The sequence below is a fragment of the Acinetobacter puyangensis genome (genome assembly GCF_900096995.1).
GTDB lineage: Bacteria > Pseudomonadota > Gammaproteobacteria > Pseudomonadales > Moraxellaceae > Acinetobacter > Acinetobacter puyangensis.
This window is the reverse complement of record NZ_OANT01000005.1, coordinates 55573-72026: the sequence shown is the minus strand read 5'-3', so window position 1 is coordinate 72026 and position 16454 is coordinate 55573. Positions and strand designations below refer to the sequence as shown.

Below are 16454 nucleotides of genomic sequence, written 5' to 3'. Positions count from 1 at the left end.
AGTTAAAAAACGATAGATGATATTATAGGACAATGGAACTGGATGCATGTCAATGTCAAATATAGTGGAACATACGATTGCTTTAACTGATCAGGAACTGCATTTATATAGCAGACAGATTTTACTTGAAGGCTGGGATCTTGATGCACAAGAGCGACTAAAAAATAGTCGTGTTTTGATCATTGGTGCCGGTGGAATTGGTTGTAGCTGTGCAGAGCTTCTGGCTCGGGCAGGTGTGGGTCATCTTTGTATTATTGATTTTGACGTGATTGAAACCAGTAATTTACAACGTCAGATCGCTTTTGAACCAGAAGATGTTGGTCAATACAAAGTACAGACGCTGGTGCGACGCTTAAAAAAAATTAATCCGCATATTGAAATTGAGGCAATCACAGCAAAATTTGATCAAGACTTTGTCAATCAGCACCTGTTGAATTTTGATCTGGTCCTCGATGGCTGTGATAATTTTGCAACTCGCTATCTAGTCAATCAGATGTGTGTTGCACAGAATATACCTTTATTGAGTGCAGCCGCAATTGGCTTGCAGGGGCAGTTGCTTTTTGTGCATGGACAGCCATGTTATCAATGTATTTTCCCGGAACAGGATGCCGCAGATGAAAGACGTTGTGCAAACTCCGGTGTTTTGGCAACCACACCTGTGGTGATGGCAAGTTTGCAGGCACATCATGCTTTGTTATATTTGGGATTGGCACAAGCGCCATTACTGAATAAACTGTTGTTGTGGGATGGTGCGAGCATGAAACAGCGGATTTTAAATATTCAGGCAGATAAAGACTGTGCCTGCTGTGCTGCAAAAGCATAACGCTATATTCGCAAAAAATTGGCAAAAAGTTTGCTACAATCGGCTATAGGCTAACAGAGTTTAAATATCATTATGCGTAAAAAACAATTATTTGCAGGATTACGATCTGTGGCACGCATTGGCGAAACGGCTGTCGTTACAGCAAAAGCAGGGATTAAATATGCAACCGACAAACCCAGTAATGCCAAATTAATGCGTGAAACATTTGAAGAATTAGGTTCCACCTATATCAAGCTCGGACAATTTATTGCCAGTACGCCGTCTTTATTTCCGCGGGAATATGTTGAGGAATTTCAAAAATGTCTGGATCAAACGCCGACTTTACCGTTTGCCTATATTGAACAGGTGTTGCAACAGGAATTTCCCGGTCAGAATCTTTCCGATATTTTTCAGTCGATTGACCAGAAACCATTGGCGTCTGCATCAATTGCACAGGTGCATGCAGCGGTGCTAAAAACCGGTGAAGATGTGGTGATTAAAGTTCAGAAACCGAATGTCGAAACTATTTTATATACCGATTTGGGGGTTGTGTATTTTGCCACCAAGATGCTGGAACGCGTCATGCCGAAAGTAAAATTTGCTTCGCTCTCGGATATCGTCGATGAAATCCGAACACGTATGGTGCGGGAAGTAGATTTTATTGAAGAAGCGCAGAATCTGGAAGATTTTGTTAATTATTTACAGCTAACGCAAAATGTGTCTGCTACAGCACCGAAAGTTTATCATCAGTTTTCTACTCGTCGTGTGCTGACCATGCAACGCTTGTACGGTGTGCCGTTGACAGATATTGATGTGGTTAAACAATATAGCAAAGATCCTAGTCAGGTATTGATTTCGGCAATGAATACTTGGTTTGGCAGTCTGATGATGTGTAAAAGTTTCCATGCCGATCTACATGCCGGTAATTTAATGCTGCTTGAAGATGGACGTATTGGTTTTATTGATTTTGGTATCGTTGGGCAGTTAAATCCTGAGGTGTGGGCAGCCTGTATCCGTTTTATGGATGCGCTACAAAACACGCATTATCAGGATATGGCCAGCAATATGTTACAAATGGGCATGACGGATCGTGATATTGATACCAATGTGCTGGCGCAGGATCTGGAACGCTTATTTAGCGGCGTATTACTGGCAGATCCTCAGCAATTGTTAAGTACCAATCCGGCAGATTTGAATGACATCATGCTGGATATTGTCACCGTTGGCGAACGTCATGGCATTCGCTTTCCGCGTGATTTTGCCTTGCTGTTTAAACAAATGTTATATTTTGATCGTTTCATGCGGGTTTTGGCACCTTATACCGATATTTATGCAGATAATCGACTGAAAATGTTGCATGATATTGAGCCTCATTCCAAACTGATTCATTAAGCAATGCACGATTTAATCCTGATCGAAGGTCTAAAAGTTGAAACAGTTATTGGCTGTTTCAACTGGGAACGACAAATTCAGCAACCCTTACTTCTAGATTTAAAAATCTGGACCGATCTTGCTACGGCCATGCACAGTGATGAACTTGACGATACCCTGAATTATGCCGAAATTTGCGAGTTGGCAAGTCAAAGCATCGTGCAGGCACAACCCGAATTGATTGAACATGCGGCAGATCTGGTACTGCGCTGTCTGTTTAATCATTATCCAAGCATTGATAAAATTAACATTATTATTCGTAAGCCTGCTATTATCCCTGCTGCACAATCTGTCGGTATTCAAATCGAGCGTCACCGTGACTATTTATGCGATCGCAATCGCCAGTAATTTAGACAAAGTTCAAAACACACAATTTGCCCTGACTGCCTTAAAACAACTAGGAACATGCCAGATTTCGCCAATCTATGAAATTCCCTGTCGGGACGGGGTCGGTGCGGATTATTGGAATGCAGCATGTCTGGTGGATTCACAGATTGAATTGAATGAGTTGCTTGAATTATTAAAAATCTTGGAAGCACAAACAGGACGTAAACGTCCATCACATCATATTTCTCTGGATATTGATCTGATTGCATTTGGACAGGATTTAAGCGCCATGCAATTCAATCCGAAAAAAATGCCATTGGCGGTAGATGTCATCATTCCTCTGGCAACTTTATGGCATAGTAAAGACCTGCCTGAAATTGCCCATCAATATAAAGTGATTGAATAATACAAGTGTTTCTATAGGGTGATTATTTAACGACAATAATAAAGATAGAATATATATTTCGCTAAATAATGGAAGACTCAATTATCTGTAGTAAATAACGAATTTTTTTTATTTAATCTGATTTTTTAATTTTGCAACTTGCTCATATATTTAATTAATTGCTTTACAGCCATTTCAATTTCTTTTGTCCATGCGAATGAGCAATTAATTCGTAAATGATTTTTTTGAGCATGTTGAACATTAAATAATTGGCTAGGAGCCACACCAATATTCTGTTGAATTAAATGTTTATATAGCGTCATGCTACTTATGTGAGAAGGTAAAGTTAACCATAAAAAATAACCACCTGCATAATTATGAATTTCACAGCCAGCGGGAAGATTTTTCTTAAAATATTCGAAGAAAATTCTTTTATTTTTTTCAAGATTTCGTCGAAGTACACGTAAATGTTTTTCATAATGGTGATTTGAAATAAATTCAACTAAGGCATTTTGCATCAATGTATTGGCGGAAATGGTACTCATGAGTTGTAGGTGTTGTATATGTTCAGAGAACTTTCCTGCATAAACCCAACCAATTCGAAAAGTTGATCCAAGTGTTTTAGAAAATGATGAGCAATGTAGTACTAGATTGTGTTGATCAAAGTATTTCATTGAAGGTGGTTTTGTCCCACGATAGAAAAGTTCTTCGTATACATCATCTTCAATTAAATAAATTTGGTATTCATGTAGAAGTTTGGCAATCTGGAATTTGATTTTTTCATTGACGGTAAAACCAATTGGATTATGACAGTTGAGCATAAACCAACAGACTTTAATCGGATAAGTTTGAATTGCTTGTTCAAAGGCTTCTATATCAAAACCTTCTTGTGGGTGCTCAGGAATTGTGACAACTTTCAGTCCCAAGCGTTCAGCAATTTGCCATGCACCGTAAAAAATAGTTTCCTGTAAAAGAATATAATCACCTGCTTTGGTTAATGCCTGTAATGACAGATTAAGGGCATCGAGACAGCCGGAAGTGATCACAATATCATCAGGCTGGGTCGGAATTCCTTGCATACAATAACGTTGTGCGATTAATTTGCGTAACTCAAAATTTCCGGGCGGAAGGTTATTATTTTGCTCAAAGTTTTGTCTATTCCGTGTTAACTGTCCCATAATTTGAATTAATTTAGGAGGATTAAGTAGCTGATGATTTGGAAAAGCTGACCCCAGTGGTACGACTTCACTAGGCTGAATGGATTTTAGGTATTTAAACACCAGGGAATTAATTTTAACTTTTGCATTAAGTGCAACCGTAGGATTAGGATTGGAGGGGATTAATGGGGAAAATATTCCTGCAACAAAATAACCCGACTTCTCGATAGAATAAATGAGTCCTTGAGATTCTAGTTCCTGATAAGCATTGAGAACCGTCATTAAGCTCAATCCAGAGCGATCTACTTGGTCACGTAACGACGGAAGTTTTTCATTTGCTTTTAAACTGCCATTTTCAATGAGTTGTTTGATGTTATATGCAAGTTGTTCAGATTTATACATACTCACCTACAAAATAATGCAAGAGTCAAAATTGAAAAGAAAAGATAGAAGTTTTACCCCTAACTTTTCTTTAGGATAAAATTTGGAAAATTCTATATTGATTACTTAACCTAGCAAAGTTCCCGACTAATAAGCAAATAAGAGTAATAACTTAAACAGGCCAGCAATGACTGCCAAGCCGAAAAATCCTACAAACCATAACATAATAAACCATTGCGTTGATGTCAGTTCAAGTTTGAATTTTTTCATCGTTATTACTCCTTTAATGATAACCCTCATCACCAAGACGTACTTTGTCTCTAAAGACCCAATATGACAAAATGGTATAAGCAATGATAATTGGGATTAAAATTAGTGCTCCAATCAGGGCAAACATTTGACTGGAACGAGGTGCTGCGGCTTCCCAAATGGTGACAGACGGTGGAATAATGTGGGGATATAAACTAATCACAAATCCAGTAAATGCAAGGAACACCAATGCTAGTGTGTAAATAAAAGGTTTGAAATCATTTTGCTTTTTACACGCCCTTAAAATCAATATGACAAAGGCAATTACCAAGATCGGTACGGGACTGAAATACAGTAAATTCGGCATAGAAAACCAGCGTGTAGCAATTTCTGGATGAGTCATTGGTGTATATAGACTGATACCAGCAAATACAATTAACAGTACCCAAATAAGTTTTGGCATTAACTGGAACATACAGTGTTGCAGATTTTTTTCAGTCTTTAAGATTAACCAACCACAACCTAAAGCTGCATACATCACCAGTACACCAAATCCTGTAAAGATAGAAAAAGGTGTGAGCCAATCCATTGAATGTCCAGAGAATATACCATTGGTGGTTTCGATTCCTTGAATGAAAGCACCGAGCAAGATACCTTGAAGCAAGCTGGATAGGATAGAACCCCAAATAAAGGCTTGATCCCATAAATATTTGGTACGGTTTGCCTTAAACCTGAACTCGAAAGCGACCCCTCTAAAAATAAGTGCAACCACCATTAAGGTAATGGGTAAATATAGTGCTGAAAGTACTGTCGAATAGACCAGTGGAAATGCAGCATATAAGCTGGCACCACCGAGTACCATCCATGTTTCATTACCATCCCATACCGGAGCAACGGTATTCATCATCACATCCCGTTCATCACTACTTTTGACAAAAGGAAAAAGGATACCGATCCCGAGATCAAAGCCATCGAGGATGACGTAAATTAATACCCCAAGCCCAATAATAGCAACCCAGACTAAAGAGAGATCAATCATGATTTTTCTCCTGTGTAGCATTTTTACTATCTATACTTTCATCAACAGCACTTAATGGACGCATAGGGGTTTTAAAATGACCATGACCGGCAATTTCCGGTTTATGTGCATAGATAAATTCAGGACCTTTCAGCAGTAATTTTGCCATGTAATAAATACCGCTACCAAATACGATGGTATATACCACCACAAAAATAATCAGTGTTAAACCAACCTGATCCGCGGAAACGGTATGTGATAATCCATCTTTGGTACGCATAACGCCATAGATAACCCAGGGTTGTCGTCCAACTTCGGTTGTTACCCAACCTGCCAATAAAGCAATATATCCGCTTGGTCCCATGATGAATGAAAATTTATGAAACCACGATATTTCATAGAGTTGATTACGTTTTCTTAACCATAAGCCGATGAGGGAAAGTGTTACCATTAATATCCCTAAACCAACCATGACTCTAAAACTCCAAAATACAATCGTGGCATTTGGGCGATCTTCTGGTGCAAAGTCTTTTAATCCTGTGACTGTGCCATCTAAACTATGTTTCAAAATAATGCTGCCTAGATTAGGAATAGCAACTTCATATTTATTGTATTCATTTTCCATATCTGGAATTGCAAACAATAATAATGGCATGCCATGATCGTGATTGGTTTGCCAATGTCCTTCAATGGCCGCCAATTTGGCAGGTTGATGTTCCAGGGTATTTAAACCATGATTATCACCGATAAAAACTTGTGCAATTGAAGTCGCCAGAACCATCCAAAGCCCCAGGGAAAAAGACTTTTTAATTAGTTCATCCCTGCGACCTTTAATCAAATGCCATGCTGCTGTACTCACAACCAATAGTGCAGAAACGAGAAAAGCAGCAGTTGCCATGTGGGCAAAACGATAAGGAAATGACGGGTTAAATACGATTGTCCACCAGTCTGTAGGTACAATAATTCCATTTTCAAAGGCAAAGCCCTGAGGAGTTTGCATCCAGCTATTAGACGACAGAATCCAGAACATAGAAATACATGTTCCTACGGCAACCATGAGTGTAGCAAAGAAATGTGCTTTGGGGCTGACACGGCCCCAGCCAAAAAGCATAATACCGAGAAATCCTGCTTCAAGGAAAAATGCACTCAATACTTCATAGGTGAGCAGTGGGCCTGTGACACTACCGGCGATACGGGAGAATTCACTCCAGTTTGTACCAAATTGGTAGCTCATGACGACTCCAGATACAACCCCCATACCAAATGCAACAGTAAAGATTTTGATCCAGAATTTGAATAAATCCTGATAAATTGGGTTATCCGTCCTCAGCCACCGCCATTCAAGCATTGCTAAAAAACAGGCTAAGCCAATTGAAGTAGCAGGAAAAATAATATGAAAGGATACTGTAAAGGCAAATTGAATCCTCGCAAGTTCTAATGCTGTTAGACCGAGATCCATCAGTTAACTCCTGTAAGATTGTTTACTTAATGAGCAGAATTAAACTTACAGGAATCTTCTTATATCTAGGATATAATTTGAATATATAGCTTTAGCATTAAAAACTATAACAGATAGAATATATATCTTTTACTTTAAAACCAAATCCATGATATTTGAAAATAATAAACCAAATCACAAAAAATTATGTCTTATATTGATTAAATTTTCTGTTATAGTTTTTAATTCTATTTCTGTAACTTGCAAAGCTATCTCTTTTAAGTGGAGAATATCTACTAATTATCTATGATGAATGGTGCAAATTAAAATGTTTTATACGCAGCAATTGGAGGTTATACCGTATTTATTAAAGGGACGAAAATGGTCTGAAAAGGTACAAAAAAAATTATATCATGAATATTTAAATCTTGAAGCCACCTTGCTAAGAGCAAAAGTTCTTAGAAGCTTAGCTGAACCAAAATTAACTTACGTCGTACAGTCACATATTTATTCACAAAGCAGTGATTTGGCATATATGTTTATTCCTTTTGTTTTTGCAAATATTAATAGAAAAACGATATATACTACACCTGCAACAGAGGCAGTGTTAAACATTCTTAATAAGTATTATCAAACAGATATTAATCTTAAACTTAGTATTGATACCGCACTAAATGCTTTAAATATGTATCTCGATTTATCTGATCCGAGAGTAGATGGTGAGGAATTCTTTTATATAAATCTAGTCAAAGCACTATGTCGCAATGATATTTCTACAATATTTTTAATTACTGGTGATCAAATTGATCAAGAAAAATTAAAATCTTTATCTGAATTTCTAAAGGTTGATATTTTTGTAGTTTCAACTCAGGATCAGCAAAAAATTATAGATAGCCAACTCATTAATATGCGTAAATTATTATTTAAAAATAAGGATGAAGAATATATTAAGTTATGTGCTCTTTTTTCAAATAAAAATGCTAAATTATTGACACAAGTAGAAACGTTAAATAGTATTCAAGCTAAGAGTTTTATTGAAGATATGTTTTATGCCGAGCATATTTACGAAAAACTGTCTGTATATGCTGAATATATACAGACACAGATTCAGTATAATAAGAGTAGACAAAAGATCAGCTAATTATCTATTGAAATATAAAGTAATTAAAAAAGGTAATCCTCATGTTTTTATATTCTGATTTTGATCGAAATTTATTGAATGAATGTGTTGCCAAATTTAGAGATCAAATCTCAACAACCTACAAATCTTTTTGGCTATAAATTTTGTATAAATAAAATAAGTTTCAATTGCTTAGAGGTTTTTATAATTGTGGATAGTATGAAAAAAATATATGATGATCATGTAGTGTAAAAAACACACTATTCTGTTATAGAATATTAAAGTAAATCTGTATATTTAAAAAATAATATAAATTTATCATAATATTATTGTTAACTAAACTCTATAGGTAATATTTCTTATAAAGCAAAACTTTTTGAGTGGTGTCACGTCAGCTACACAGGATCACAATCATGAAAGAAATTTACAGGTTCTTTTGATTTTATAATCATGAGAAACTATAATCCAGCTTACGAGCGTTAAAGGTTTATATTAGGCTGTTATAGCAAGTAATATTTCATATTCTGCAATAATACTGATATCAAAGTTAAATTAGGTTAAATTAGTGATGAAAGAGTTTTTAAAGCGTAAAAATAAAACTTGGTTCGTATTTTTTGTTATGATTGTATATTCAATTATAGGTGTTGGTATAGGTTTCTTAATTTATAGATGAATTTTAAATTCCTTATTTTAATGTCTATTCTGGGTTAACGTGAATTCGGGATAAGGTGAGTAGAAGAAATTGGTTTCGTAGCAGCGTCCGCTGCTTGTTCGAGGTCATGAGCCATATATGGCGCAAGGATCTGCAAAATAATGTTTTTCAATTAATTTGTTTTTTAGCGGTATTTGACCGAGTTCGCAGTGAGCAGCTTTACGGAATATATTCCTCATGCGCAAGATGGTTTTGCCCTTGCGTGGTTATACCACTCCTCCCGAAAGCCTTGCGAGGCAATGCCTCTCAGGTCGAACTTGAACAAGATTGAAATATATTTCAATCGCAGTGCAAGACCTTGCGGCATACATGCCTCAGTTAATCCTAAAATATGCCTATTTTTGTAAGACCCCGTCGTGATTCTTTCATTGAAATTAATTTTATTTATACAAAACAAATACTTTTATCCCGAACTGACGTTATGATAGACACTGTTTGCTAAATCTGACGAGTTTTTAAATCATATTGATAGGCAATCCAGAAGATCAATAAACCGATAAGACTTAAGATAAAACCAATCCAGATTGGTGACAGCCAACCCAACTGATGATCAATTGCCCAACCCGCAACAAATGCGCCTAATGCATTGGCAATATTAAAAGCGGAATGGTTCAGTGAAGCAGCCAGATTTGGTGCTTCTCCCGCCACATCAATTAAACGTGTCTGGATTGGACCACCTAAACCGATCACAGTAAAACCAATTAAGAAAAATGCGATAAATGCACTATAAAGATGATCCATGCAAAAATATGCGATCACAAATGCACAGGCAGAACCGATCAATACACCAACAATGGTTTTATTCAGGTTTTTATCGGCAAGCCAGCCTGAAATTAATCCGCCCAGCACCATGCCAATACCGAAAATAGCCAGTACCAGCGGTACATGTTTAATATCGGCATGGGTATAGTTGGTGAGGATGGGAGAAGCATAACTATAGACCGAAAACATTCCGCCAAAACCAATTGCACCAACCGAAAGGGTTAGCCACATATTGATATTTTTTAAGCCTGATAATTCATTACGAATACTGGCATGCTGTGGTGTTTTGGTGACAGGAACAAAAACAGCAATAGCGACCAGCGTGAGTACCGCAATCACTGAGCAAAGTTGAAACCCTGTTTGCCAGCCAAATTTTTGACCGAGCCATGTTGCCAGAGGTACGCCGATCACATTGGCGATGGTCAGTCCCATCATCATTTGTGCAATGGCACTGGAGCGTTTTTTCGGACCGGCAAGATCGGCAACCACCAAGGCTGCCAAACCAAAATAAGCACCATGGGGTAGACCGGCAATAAATCTGGAGAGCAGCATGGTTTCTGGAGAGTTGACCCATGTAGTCGCTAGATTTGCCAGCGCATAGAATAGCATTAAGCCAAGGAGCATTTTTTTACGGGGTACTTTTGCTGCCAAAATAGCAATAATGGGCGCACCGATGGTAACGCCAATGGCATAAGCACTGATAAAATGCCCGGCTGAACTGATTGATACATTAAGCCCCTGTGCAATTTCCTGAATCAGTCCCATCGCCAGAAATTCAGTGGTACCAATGCAGAAACTGCCAATGGCGAGGGCAAAAATAACCCATTTGAGATGATAATTTTTGCCAGTGGCAGGGACGGGAGGTATAGACATATCACAAATAGATCAGGTAAAAAACAAGGCGCTAAATTAGCATAATTTTTACCGCGACCAAAAAATCATTGTTGAATTAGCGAACATTTAGATTTTGACTTCAGAGAACAGTGTAGTTTGAGTTAAATCTCAAAAATCTTATACGTGATGATCTGGATGCCGGATCTTTTCCAGTATGCTGCAATGGGCATTTTCATCGCCAGCACAGGAAGCAATCAGATCTTGTAAATAATCGACCATATGCTGCATTTGTGAAATTTTCCCCCGTAATTGCTGGACATGTTGCTGCGCTAGTGCCTTGACATCGGCACTGTGGCGATGCTCATTTTGCCAGAGCTGGATTAAAATTTTGATTTCATCAAGGGAAAAGCCCAGTTGACGGGCTTGATAAATAAATTTTAGCCGTTCAATATCAGCGGGAAAATATTCCCGGTAACCGGCGGCGCTACGAACTGCCTTGGGCAGCAAGGCAATCTCTTCATAATAGCGAATCATCTTGGCGGAAATGCCTGTGGCCTTGGCAGCTTTGCTGATATTCATAATGTATAAAATACTCTTAATCGTTTCTAAATCGTATTTCAATGTTGTGAAATACGAATCCGTTTTAACCTTAAGGCATTAGTCAATACAAATGTAGATGATAATGCCATGGCTGCCGCTGCAAACATAGGCGAGAGCAGTGTGCCATTCACGGGATACAAAATACCTGCGGCAATCGGGATCAAGGCCACATTATAGGCAAAGGCCCAGAACAGGTTTTGTTTGATATTACGAATAGTCGCCTGAGACAATGCAAACGCATTAACCACGCCTTGAATACTACCAGACATTAACACCACATCGGCTGTTTCTATAGCAACATCAGTCCCTGTACCAATGGCAATCCCAATATCAGCCGAAGCAAGTGCTGGTGCATCATTAATACCATCACCGACAAAGGCCGTTACACCATATTGCTGTTTTAATTGTGTTAATGCCTGTACTTTTTCTTCCGGTAAAACCTCTGCAATCACAGTATCTATGCCAAGCTGTGCGGCAATATTTTCTGCGGTGGTCTTATTGTCACCACTGATCATGGCTACTTTTAAACCAAGGGTGTGCAAAGCCTGAATCGCAGACGGGCTGTCAGGTTTAAGCGGATCGGCAATGGCAAGAATTGCAAGCACTTGATTATCTATTGCTAGATAAAATGGTGATTTACCCTGATTGGCCAGTTGTTCGGCTTGTACAGAGAAATGGCTAACTGATAGATTTAGAGATTGCATAAAGCGTACTGCACCCAGATAAACCTTGTGTTGCTCAATCTGTGCCTCAATACCACTACCGACAATGGCCTGAAACTGTTGAATAGGAAATAAGCTTAGATTTTTTTCTTTGGCTGCATGAACTACGGCATCTGCAATTGGATGTTCGGACTGTGATTCCAGTGAGGCAGCGTAACGCAGTAGATTAGTTTCATCTTGTCCTTCGACACACATAAAATCGGTAAGCTGTGGTTGGCCTAACGTTAAGGTTCCGGTTTTGTCAAAGGCCACAACTTTGCAGTCTTTGAGTCGTTGTAAAGCTTCCCCTTGACGGAATAACACGCCCATTTCGGCAGCACGTCCTGTACCCACCATAATTGAAGTTGGCGTAGCAAGGCCCATGGCACAGGGACAAGCAATAATTAACACAGCGACTGCATTGACCAATGCCAGACTTAAACCTGTCTGTGGTGCAAAGAATAGCCAGACAAAAAAGGTGATCAATGCCAAGAGCATCACCGCCGGAACAAACCATAGGGTAATCCGATCAACCAGAGTTTGAATGGGGAGTTTTGATCCCTGCGCCTGCTCAACCATGTTAATAATTTGCGCCAGAACAGTCTGTTCACCTACAGCAGTGGTTTTGACAGTCAGACTACCTTGTTGATTTACTGTACCGCCAATGACTTGATCATGCATGGTTTTGGCAACCGCAATCGGTTCTCCGGTCATCATTGATTCATCGACATAACTTGATCCATCAATGACAGTTCCGTCTGTTGGGATTTTTTCTCCTGGTTTTATCATGATAATATCATTGCTTTGTAATGACGTTATCTCTACATCTTCAAAATGATCACCATTTTTACGATGGGCAATTTTCGGTTGTAAGGCAATTAGATGTTGTATTGCCTGAGTGGTACGACCTTTTGCCTTGGCTTCCAGATAGCGTCCGAAGAGAATCAGCGCGATAATCACCACAGCCGATTCATAATAAACTACGATACTTTGTTCTGGTAAAAGCTGTGGCAGGAAGGTTGCGATCACGGAATAGCTATACGCTGCAAGTGTACCGACTGCAACCAGAGAATTCATATCCGGTGCTGCACGAAACAATGCCGGAATCCCAATTTTATAGAATCTGCGACCCGGAAAAATCAGTACCAGTGTGGCCAGAACAAACTGAAGCAGCCAGCTATTATGCATGCCGATGTTTGCCATGATCCAGTGATGAAAGGCTGGAATAAGATGACCGCCCATCTCTAATACAAAGACAGGTGCGGCAAGAACTACTGCAATGATTAAATCTTTGTATAGACTCTGGGCTTCTTCTTGACGTTTCTGATCCAGATCCCGATTTTGTTGCTGTTTTAGAATTTGTGCGCCATAGCCTGCTTTTTCAATGGCTGTGATCAGATCTTGTGCTACTGCTGGCGCATTAAAATCGACATCCGCACGTTCGGTTGCCAGATTGACACTGGCATTTTCTACACCTTCAACTTTTTTTAAGGCACGTTCAACTCGCCCGACACATGAGGCACAGGTCATTCCCTCAACTGCAAGCTGAATATGTTGCGCTGTAGCAGCATGATGTAAGTTTGCCGAATAACCGGCCTGCGTGACTGCTTGAATTAAATCTTCGGCTTTTACCTGATGATTGGCATTAACATTTGCCCGCTCGGTTGCCAGATTGACGTTGGCATTTTCTACGCCTTCAACTTTTTTTAAGGCACGTTCAACTCGCCCGACACACGAGGCACAACTCATCCCGCTAATGTCCAGATCAAATTTTTGTTCTGATGTATTTTGCATTGGTTATGCCTCTCATCTGTGTGCAGTTTTTAACAATATTACACGACTATGAACTTTAACCCTATGGTAAGGTCAAGGATTATTTTATGCTTGACCTTACCATGATAGAAAACTTTATATTGGTGATTATTGAATTTTTGTATAGCGGTTCAAACTGGTTAAAGCCAAAGGCGATGACAATGATTTAGTTGAGCTATCCAGATTCAGTTTTTTTGTAAGAAAATAAACAGTAGGTGAAAAAATGAAATTTACAGTTGAAAATATGTCTTGTGGTCATTGTGTGCGTGCGATCAATAATGCCTTGCATGGTGTAGATGCCGCTGCCAAAGTAAATGTGGATTTGGCCAATAAACAGGTCGATGTTGAGAGTAATGCGCTAAGTGTAGATCAGGTGATTGCAATTTTACAGGAAGAGGGTTATCCGGCAACCTTAAAAGCCTGATGATATCTTAACCCGTAATCTAAAAGACAATGAAAGGAGAGTCGTATTTGGCAACTCTCCTTTATATTTATTTGGTATGTGTTTTGATCTTTCAGTTTTTCTGAAAGAATCTAATTTTATTATTCAAATAACAAGATATATGATGGCTAACATCAATTAATACAATTTTTGTGAGTTTATCATGCAAGCCAAGCAACAATTAAAACAGCGTGTGATTCATGCGGTGTGTTATGAGTTGATTTTATTAATCATTGGCACACCATTACTGAGTTTACTGTTAAAAGCAAATCTACTACATACCACGGTATTGTGGGTGATCATGAGTGTGATCTCTGTGTTCTGGAATATGTTATTTAATCACTACTTTGAAAAAATTGAAAAGTTTCAGGGCTGGACCCAGCGTACAGTGGCGATTCGTATCCTACATGCAATTGGATTTGAAGGTGGATTACTGATATTTACTGTGCCGATCATTGCTTGGATGATGAATTTAAGTTTGATAAATGCCTTATTACTAGATATTGGTCTGGCGATGAGTATTATGGTGTATACATTTATTTATCAATGGTGTTATGACATTATTGCAGAACGTTATATGAAAAAAAGCGCTTCGTTAAGCAAGATGTCAAAGTGCAAATGATTTTATATATTGCCAATAATTCGAAGAATTGGGAGCAGTAAAAATGCAAATCAGAGCAGGAAGGCTAGAGGATTGTCCAGAGATTGTGAAATTACTGGCGGAGCTTGGCTATCCTGCAACTGATCATTTTATCCATGGTAAGTTAAATCTCATTCTTGCAAGTCCCAATAATTATTGTTTTGTCGCAGTAGATGATTGCCAACAGGTTGTTGGCTTTATTTCGATTTCTATTATTTTGCAGATCGCACTCGCTGGTGATTTTGCGCGGATTGACTATCTTGTTGTGTCTGAACAATGCCAAAAACAGGGTATTGGACACATGCTAGAGCAAAAATGTGTGGAAATTGCAAAGCTAAGGGGATGTGATCGTATAGAGTTACATTGCCATGAACGTAGACAGCTTGCCCATCAATTTTATAATCAACAAGGTTATATCGAATCACCTAAATATTTTATGAAAAAACTATAGGGTCTGTTGACATTTGATAAATAGATTGCGTTGTAGGCTAAAATTTCTTCAGATGAGGAGTGTACTCCGCAAGACAAACCGAAGGCAATGGCTATTCCCTTGTCAAGCTTTGTAACGACGTATGGGGGAATTTTAGCCACAACCCTTTGGGACAGGGTTGTTTTTTGACACTACTGCGTTATGAATAGTTCATTTAGAATAACTAAATTTCACTATTCATGCCTCGTATTGCCTAAAAAACAACCACTGTCGCAATCATAAACGAAATGTCAACAGACCCTAATTAAATGAGTTGCGTCGTTAAGTATTGCATACCTGCACTTGCCGTCATGAGAATCCGTTGATATTGTTTGGGAACTCGGCTTTGATCTGCTTTTGGATCAATTAAAAAAGCCAGACAATCACTCTGAATTTCATCAACCAGTGCTGCAACTGGATAAACATTAAGACTTGAACCAATCACAATAAAAATATCGGCTTGACGTACAAGGCCGATGGCACGTTCATATTCCGGTACAGCCTCGCCAAACCATACTACATGTGGTCGTAAGGGGTAACCTTGTGGACATCGATCCCGTTCCAGGTCAAGTGCCCAGCCTTCGATTGGATAAAAGGTTGTTGTATATTGTGCGTCTGGTGCCGAGCTTTTGGCCAGTCTGATATTACCGTGTAAATGCACGACATTGCGACTCCCGGCACGCTCATGTAGATCATCAATATTTTGGGTAATCACAGTTACTGAGAATTGTTGTTCAAGCTTGGCGATCAATTGATGGGCAAGATTGGGCTGTGCTTCAAGAATTTGTTTACGACGCTGATTATAAAACCGTTGTACCAATTCTGGATTTTTTGCCCAAGCTTCGGGTGTGGCGACATCACGGACATCATAATTTTCCCAAAGGCCATCGTGATCACGAAAGGTCTGAATACCACTTTCCGCACTCATGCCTGCACCTGAAAACACCACCAGCTTTTTCATAGCCACCTATTGAATCAAGAGAATATTAGTTTGAGTTTAATAGAATGTACTTAAGATAAAATCAAAATTTCTAAGATGTTACAATAAATTTATGACTATTTTTGCAGGCTAAAGTTAAGCAATACAAAATTTTTATTCTCTTTAAAGAGCAGGTATTTGCTTGTCGAATGAACTCAATAGCAGATTCATAAAAAGTATTGCCAAATTTATTGA

At 38.6% G+C, this 16454-nt stretch carries 15 protein-coding genes; 8 read left to right on the top strand and 7 right to left on the bottom strand.

What is annotated here, in order from left to right:
• Nucleotides 1-46 precede the first annotated feature (46 nt).
• From CRO21_RS10640 to CRO21_RS10625, 4 genes are all read left to right on the top strand, one after another.
• The gene (locus CRO21_RS10640; RefSeq protein WP_378234932.1) at nucleotides 47-823 is read left to right on the top strand and encodes a HesA/MoeB/ThiF family protein; all 777 of its coding nucleotides are present in this window, start codon (nucleotides 47-49) and stop codon (nucleotides 821-823) included.
• A gap of 72 nt (nucleotides 824-895) precedes the next feature.
• A complete protein-coding gene (locus tag CRO21_RS10635; protein WP_097079293.1) occupies nucleotides 896-2194 on the top strand; it encodes an ABC1 kinase family protein in 1299 nt (432 codons plus the stop codon).
• Nucleotides 2195-2197: 3 nt separating this feature from the next.
• Nucleotides 2198-2581, top strand: coding sequence for a dihydroneopterin aldolase (gene folB / locus CRO21_RS10630; RefSeq protein WP_097079292.1), 384 nt, complete (start codon nucleotides 2198-2200; stop codon nucleotides 2579-2581).
• Nucleotides 2550-2966: a 2-amino-4-hydroxy-6-hydroxymethyldihydropteridine diphosphokinase gene (locus tag CRO21_RS10625; RefSeq protein ID WP_228150417.1), complete on the top strand. Its 417-nt coding sequence runs from the start codon at nucleotides 2550-2552 to the stop codon at nucleotides 2964-2966. Before folB ends, CRO21_RS10625 begins: the two co-directional genes overlap by 32 nt.
• A gap of 125 nt (nucleotides 2967-3091) precedes the next feature.
• Here the strand turns inward: CRO21_RS10625 and CRO21_RS10620 are convergent, their stop codons facing one another.
• The 3 genes from CRO21_RS10620 to CRO21_RS10610 all read right to left on the bottom strand — a co-directional run bounded on the left by CRO21_RS10620 (nucleotide 3092) and on the right by CRO21_RS10610 (nucleotide 7209).
• On the bottom strand, nucleotides 3092-4504 hold the full coding sequence (locus tag CRO21_RS10620; RefSeq protein ID WP_097079291.1) for an aminotransferase-like domain-containing protein: 1413 nt from the start codon (nucleotides 4502-4504) through the stop codon (nucleotides 3092-3094).
• A 262-nt stretch (nucleotides 4505-4766) separates the two neighbouring features.
• A complete protein-coding gene (cydB, locus tag CRO21_RS10615; protein WP_097079290.1) occupies nucleotides 4767-5771 on the bottom strand; it encodes a cytochrome d ubiquinol oxidase subunit II in 1005 nt (334 codons plus the stop codon).
• Nucleotides 5764-7209, bottom strand: a complete 1446-nt coding sequence (locus tag CRO21_RS10610) for a cytochrome ubiquinol oxidase subunit I (protein WP_097079289.1) — start codon at nucleotides 7207-7209, stop codon at nucleotides 5764-5766. Before CRO21_RS10610 ends, cydB begins: the two co-directional genes overlap by 8 nt.
• A 307-nt stretch (nucleotides 7210-7516) precedes the next feature.
• On the opposite strand from CRO21_RS10610, the gene CRO21_RS10605 reads away from it, so the two are divergent.
• Nucleotides 7517-8329, top strand: coding sequence for a hypothetical protein (locus tag CRO21_RS10605; RefSeq protein WP_097079519.1), 813 nt, complete (start codon nucleotides 7517-7519; stop codon nucleotides 8327-8329).
• 1129 nt (nucleotides 8330-9458) lie between these two features.
• Here CRO21_RS10605 and CRO21_RS10600 read toward each other — a convergent pair.
• The 3 genes from CRO21_RS10600 to CRO21_RS10590 all read right to left on the bottom strand — a co-directional run bounded on the left by CRO21_RS10600 (nucleotide 9459) and on the right by CRO21_RS10590 (nucleotide 13711).
• Nucleotides 9459-10655, bottom strand: coding sequence for an MFS transporter (locus CRO21_RS10600; RefSeq protein WP_097079288.1), 1197 nt, complete (start codon nucleotides 10653-10655; stop codon nucleotides 9459-9461).
• 138 nt (nucleotides 10656-10793) lie between these two features.
• On the bottom strand, nucleotides 10794-11195 hold the full coding sequence (cueR, locus tag CRO21_RS10595; RefSeq protein WP_097079287.1) for a Cu(I)-responsive transcriptional regulator: 402 nt from the start codon (nucleotides 11193-11195) through the stop codon (nucleotides 10794-10796).
• Nucleotides 11196-11233: 38 nt separating this feature from the next.
• Complete coding sequence (locus CRO21_RS10590) at nucleotides 11234-13711, bottom strand: heavy metal translocating P-type ATPase (protein WP_097079286.1); 2478 nt, start codon at nucleotides 13709-13711, stop codon at nucleotides 11234-11236.
• A gap of 241 nt (nucleotides 13712-13952) precedes the next feature.
• Between CRO21_RS10590 and CRO21_RS10585 the strand changes: the two genes are divergently transcribed.
• From CRO21_RS10585 to CRO21_RS10575, 3 genes are all read left to right on the top strand, one after another.
• Entirely contained in the window at nucleotides 13953-14153 is a 201-nt protein-coding gene (locus CRO21_RS10585; RefSeq protein WP_097079285.1) for a heavy-metal-associated domain-containing protein, read from the top strand.
• Between the two features lie 181 nt (nucleotides 14154-14334).
• Entirely contained in the window at nucleotides 14335-14793 is a 459-nt protein-coding gene (aceI, locus tag CRO21_RS10580) for a chlorhexidine efflux PACE transporter AceI (protein ID WP_097079284.1), read from the top strand.
• 43 nt (nucleotides 14794-14836) lie between these two features.
• Nucleotides 14837-15262 carry a GNAT family N-acetyltransferase gene (locus CRO21_RS10575; RefSeq protein ID WP_097079283.1) on the top strand — a complete coding sequence of 142 codons (426 nt, stop codon included), beginning with the start codon at nucleotides 14837-14839 and terminating at the stop codon, nucleotides 15260-15262.
• 283 nt (nucleotides 15263-15545) lie between these two features.
• On the opposite strand, the gene CRO21_RS10570 is transcribed toward CRO21_RS10575, so the two are convergent.
• Nucleotides 15546-16241, bottom strand: a complete 696-nt coding sequence (locus CRO21_RS10570) for an SIR2 family NAD-dependent protein deacylase (RefSeq protein ID WP_097079282.1) — start codon at nucleotides 16239-16241, stop codon at nucleotides 15546-15548.
• Between the last annotated feature and the right edge of the window lie 213 nt (nucleotides 16242-16454).

What these genes read in the sequence shown, in the direction of transcription:
- CRO21_RS10590 (WP_097079286.1), bottom strand. Translation starts at nt 13,711, where the DNA reads ATGCAAAATACATCAGAACAAAAATTTGATCTGGACATTAGCGGGATG.
- CRO21_RS10570 (WP_097079282.1), bottom strand. Translation starts at nt 16,241, where the DNA reads ATGAAAAAGCTGGTGGTGTTTTCAGGTGCAGGCATGAGTGCGGAAAGT.
- CRO21_RS10575 (WP_097079283.1), top strand. Translation starts at nt 14,837, where the DNA reads ATGCAAATCAGAGCAGGAAGGCTAGAGGATTGTCCAGAGATTGTGAAA.
- CRO21_RS10620 (WP_097079291.1), bottom strand. Translation starts at nt 4,504, where the DNA reads ATGTATAAATCTGAACAACTTGCATATAACATCAAACAACTCATTGAA.
- CRO21_RS10635 (WP_097079293.1), top strand. Translation starts at nt 896, where the DNA reads ATGCGTAAAAAACAATTATTTGCAGGATTACGATCTGTGGCACGCATT.
- folB (WP_097079292.1), top strand. Translation starts at nt 2,198, where the DNA reads ATGCACGATTTAATCCTGATCGAAGGTCTAAAAGTTGAAACAGTTATT.
- aceI (WP_097079284.1), top strand. Translation starts at nt 14,335, where the DNA reads ATGCAAGCCAAGCAACAATTAAAACAGCGTGTGATTCATGCGGTGTGT.
- CRO21_RS10605 (WP_097079519.1), top strand. Translation starts at nt 7,517, where the DNA reads ATGTTTTATACGCAGCAATTGGAGGTTATACCGTATTTATTAAAGGGA.
- CRO21_RS10585 (WP_097079285.1), top strand. Translation starts at nt 13,953, where the DNA reads ATGAAATTTACAGTTGAAAATATGTCTTGTGGTCATTGTGTGCGTGCG.
- cydB (WP_097079290.1), bottom strand. Translation starts at nt 5,771, where the DNA reads ATGATTGATCTCTCTTTAGTCTGGGTTGCTATTATTGGGCTTGGGGTA.
- CRO21_RS10640 (WP_378234932.1), top strand. Translation starts at nt 47, where the DNA reads ATGTCAATGTCAAATATAGTGGAACATACGATTGCTTTAACTGATCAG.
- CRO21_RS10610 (WP_097079289.1), bottom strand. Translation starts at nt 7,209, where the DNA reads ATGGATCTCGGTCTAACAGCATTAGAACTTGCGAGGATTCAATTTGCC.
- CRO21_RS10600 (WP_097079288.1), bottom strand. Translation starts at nt 10,655, where the DNA reads ATGTCTATACCTCCCGTCCCTGCCACTGGCAAAAATTATCATCTCAAA.
- cueR (WP_097079287.1), bottom strand. Translation starts at nt 11,195, where the DNA reads ATGAATATCAGCAAAGCTGCCAAGGCCACAGGCATTTCCGCCAAGATG.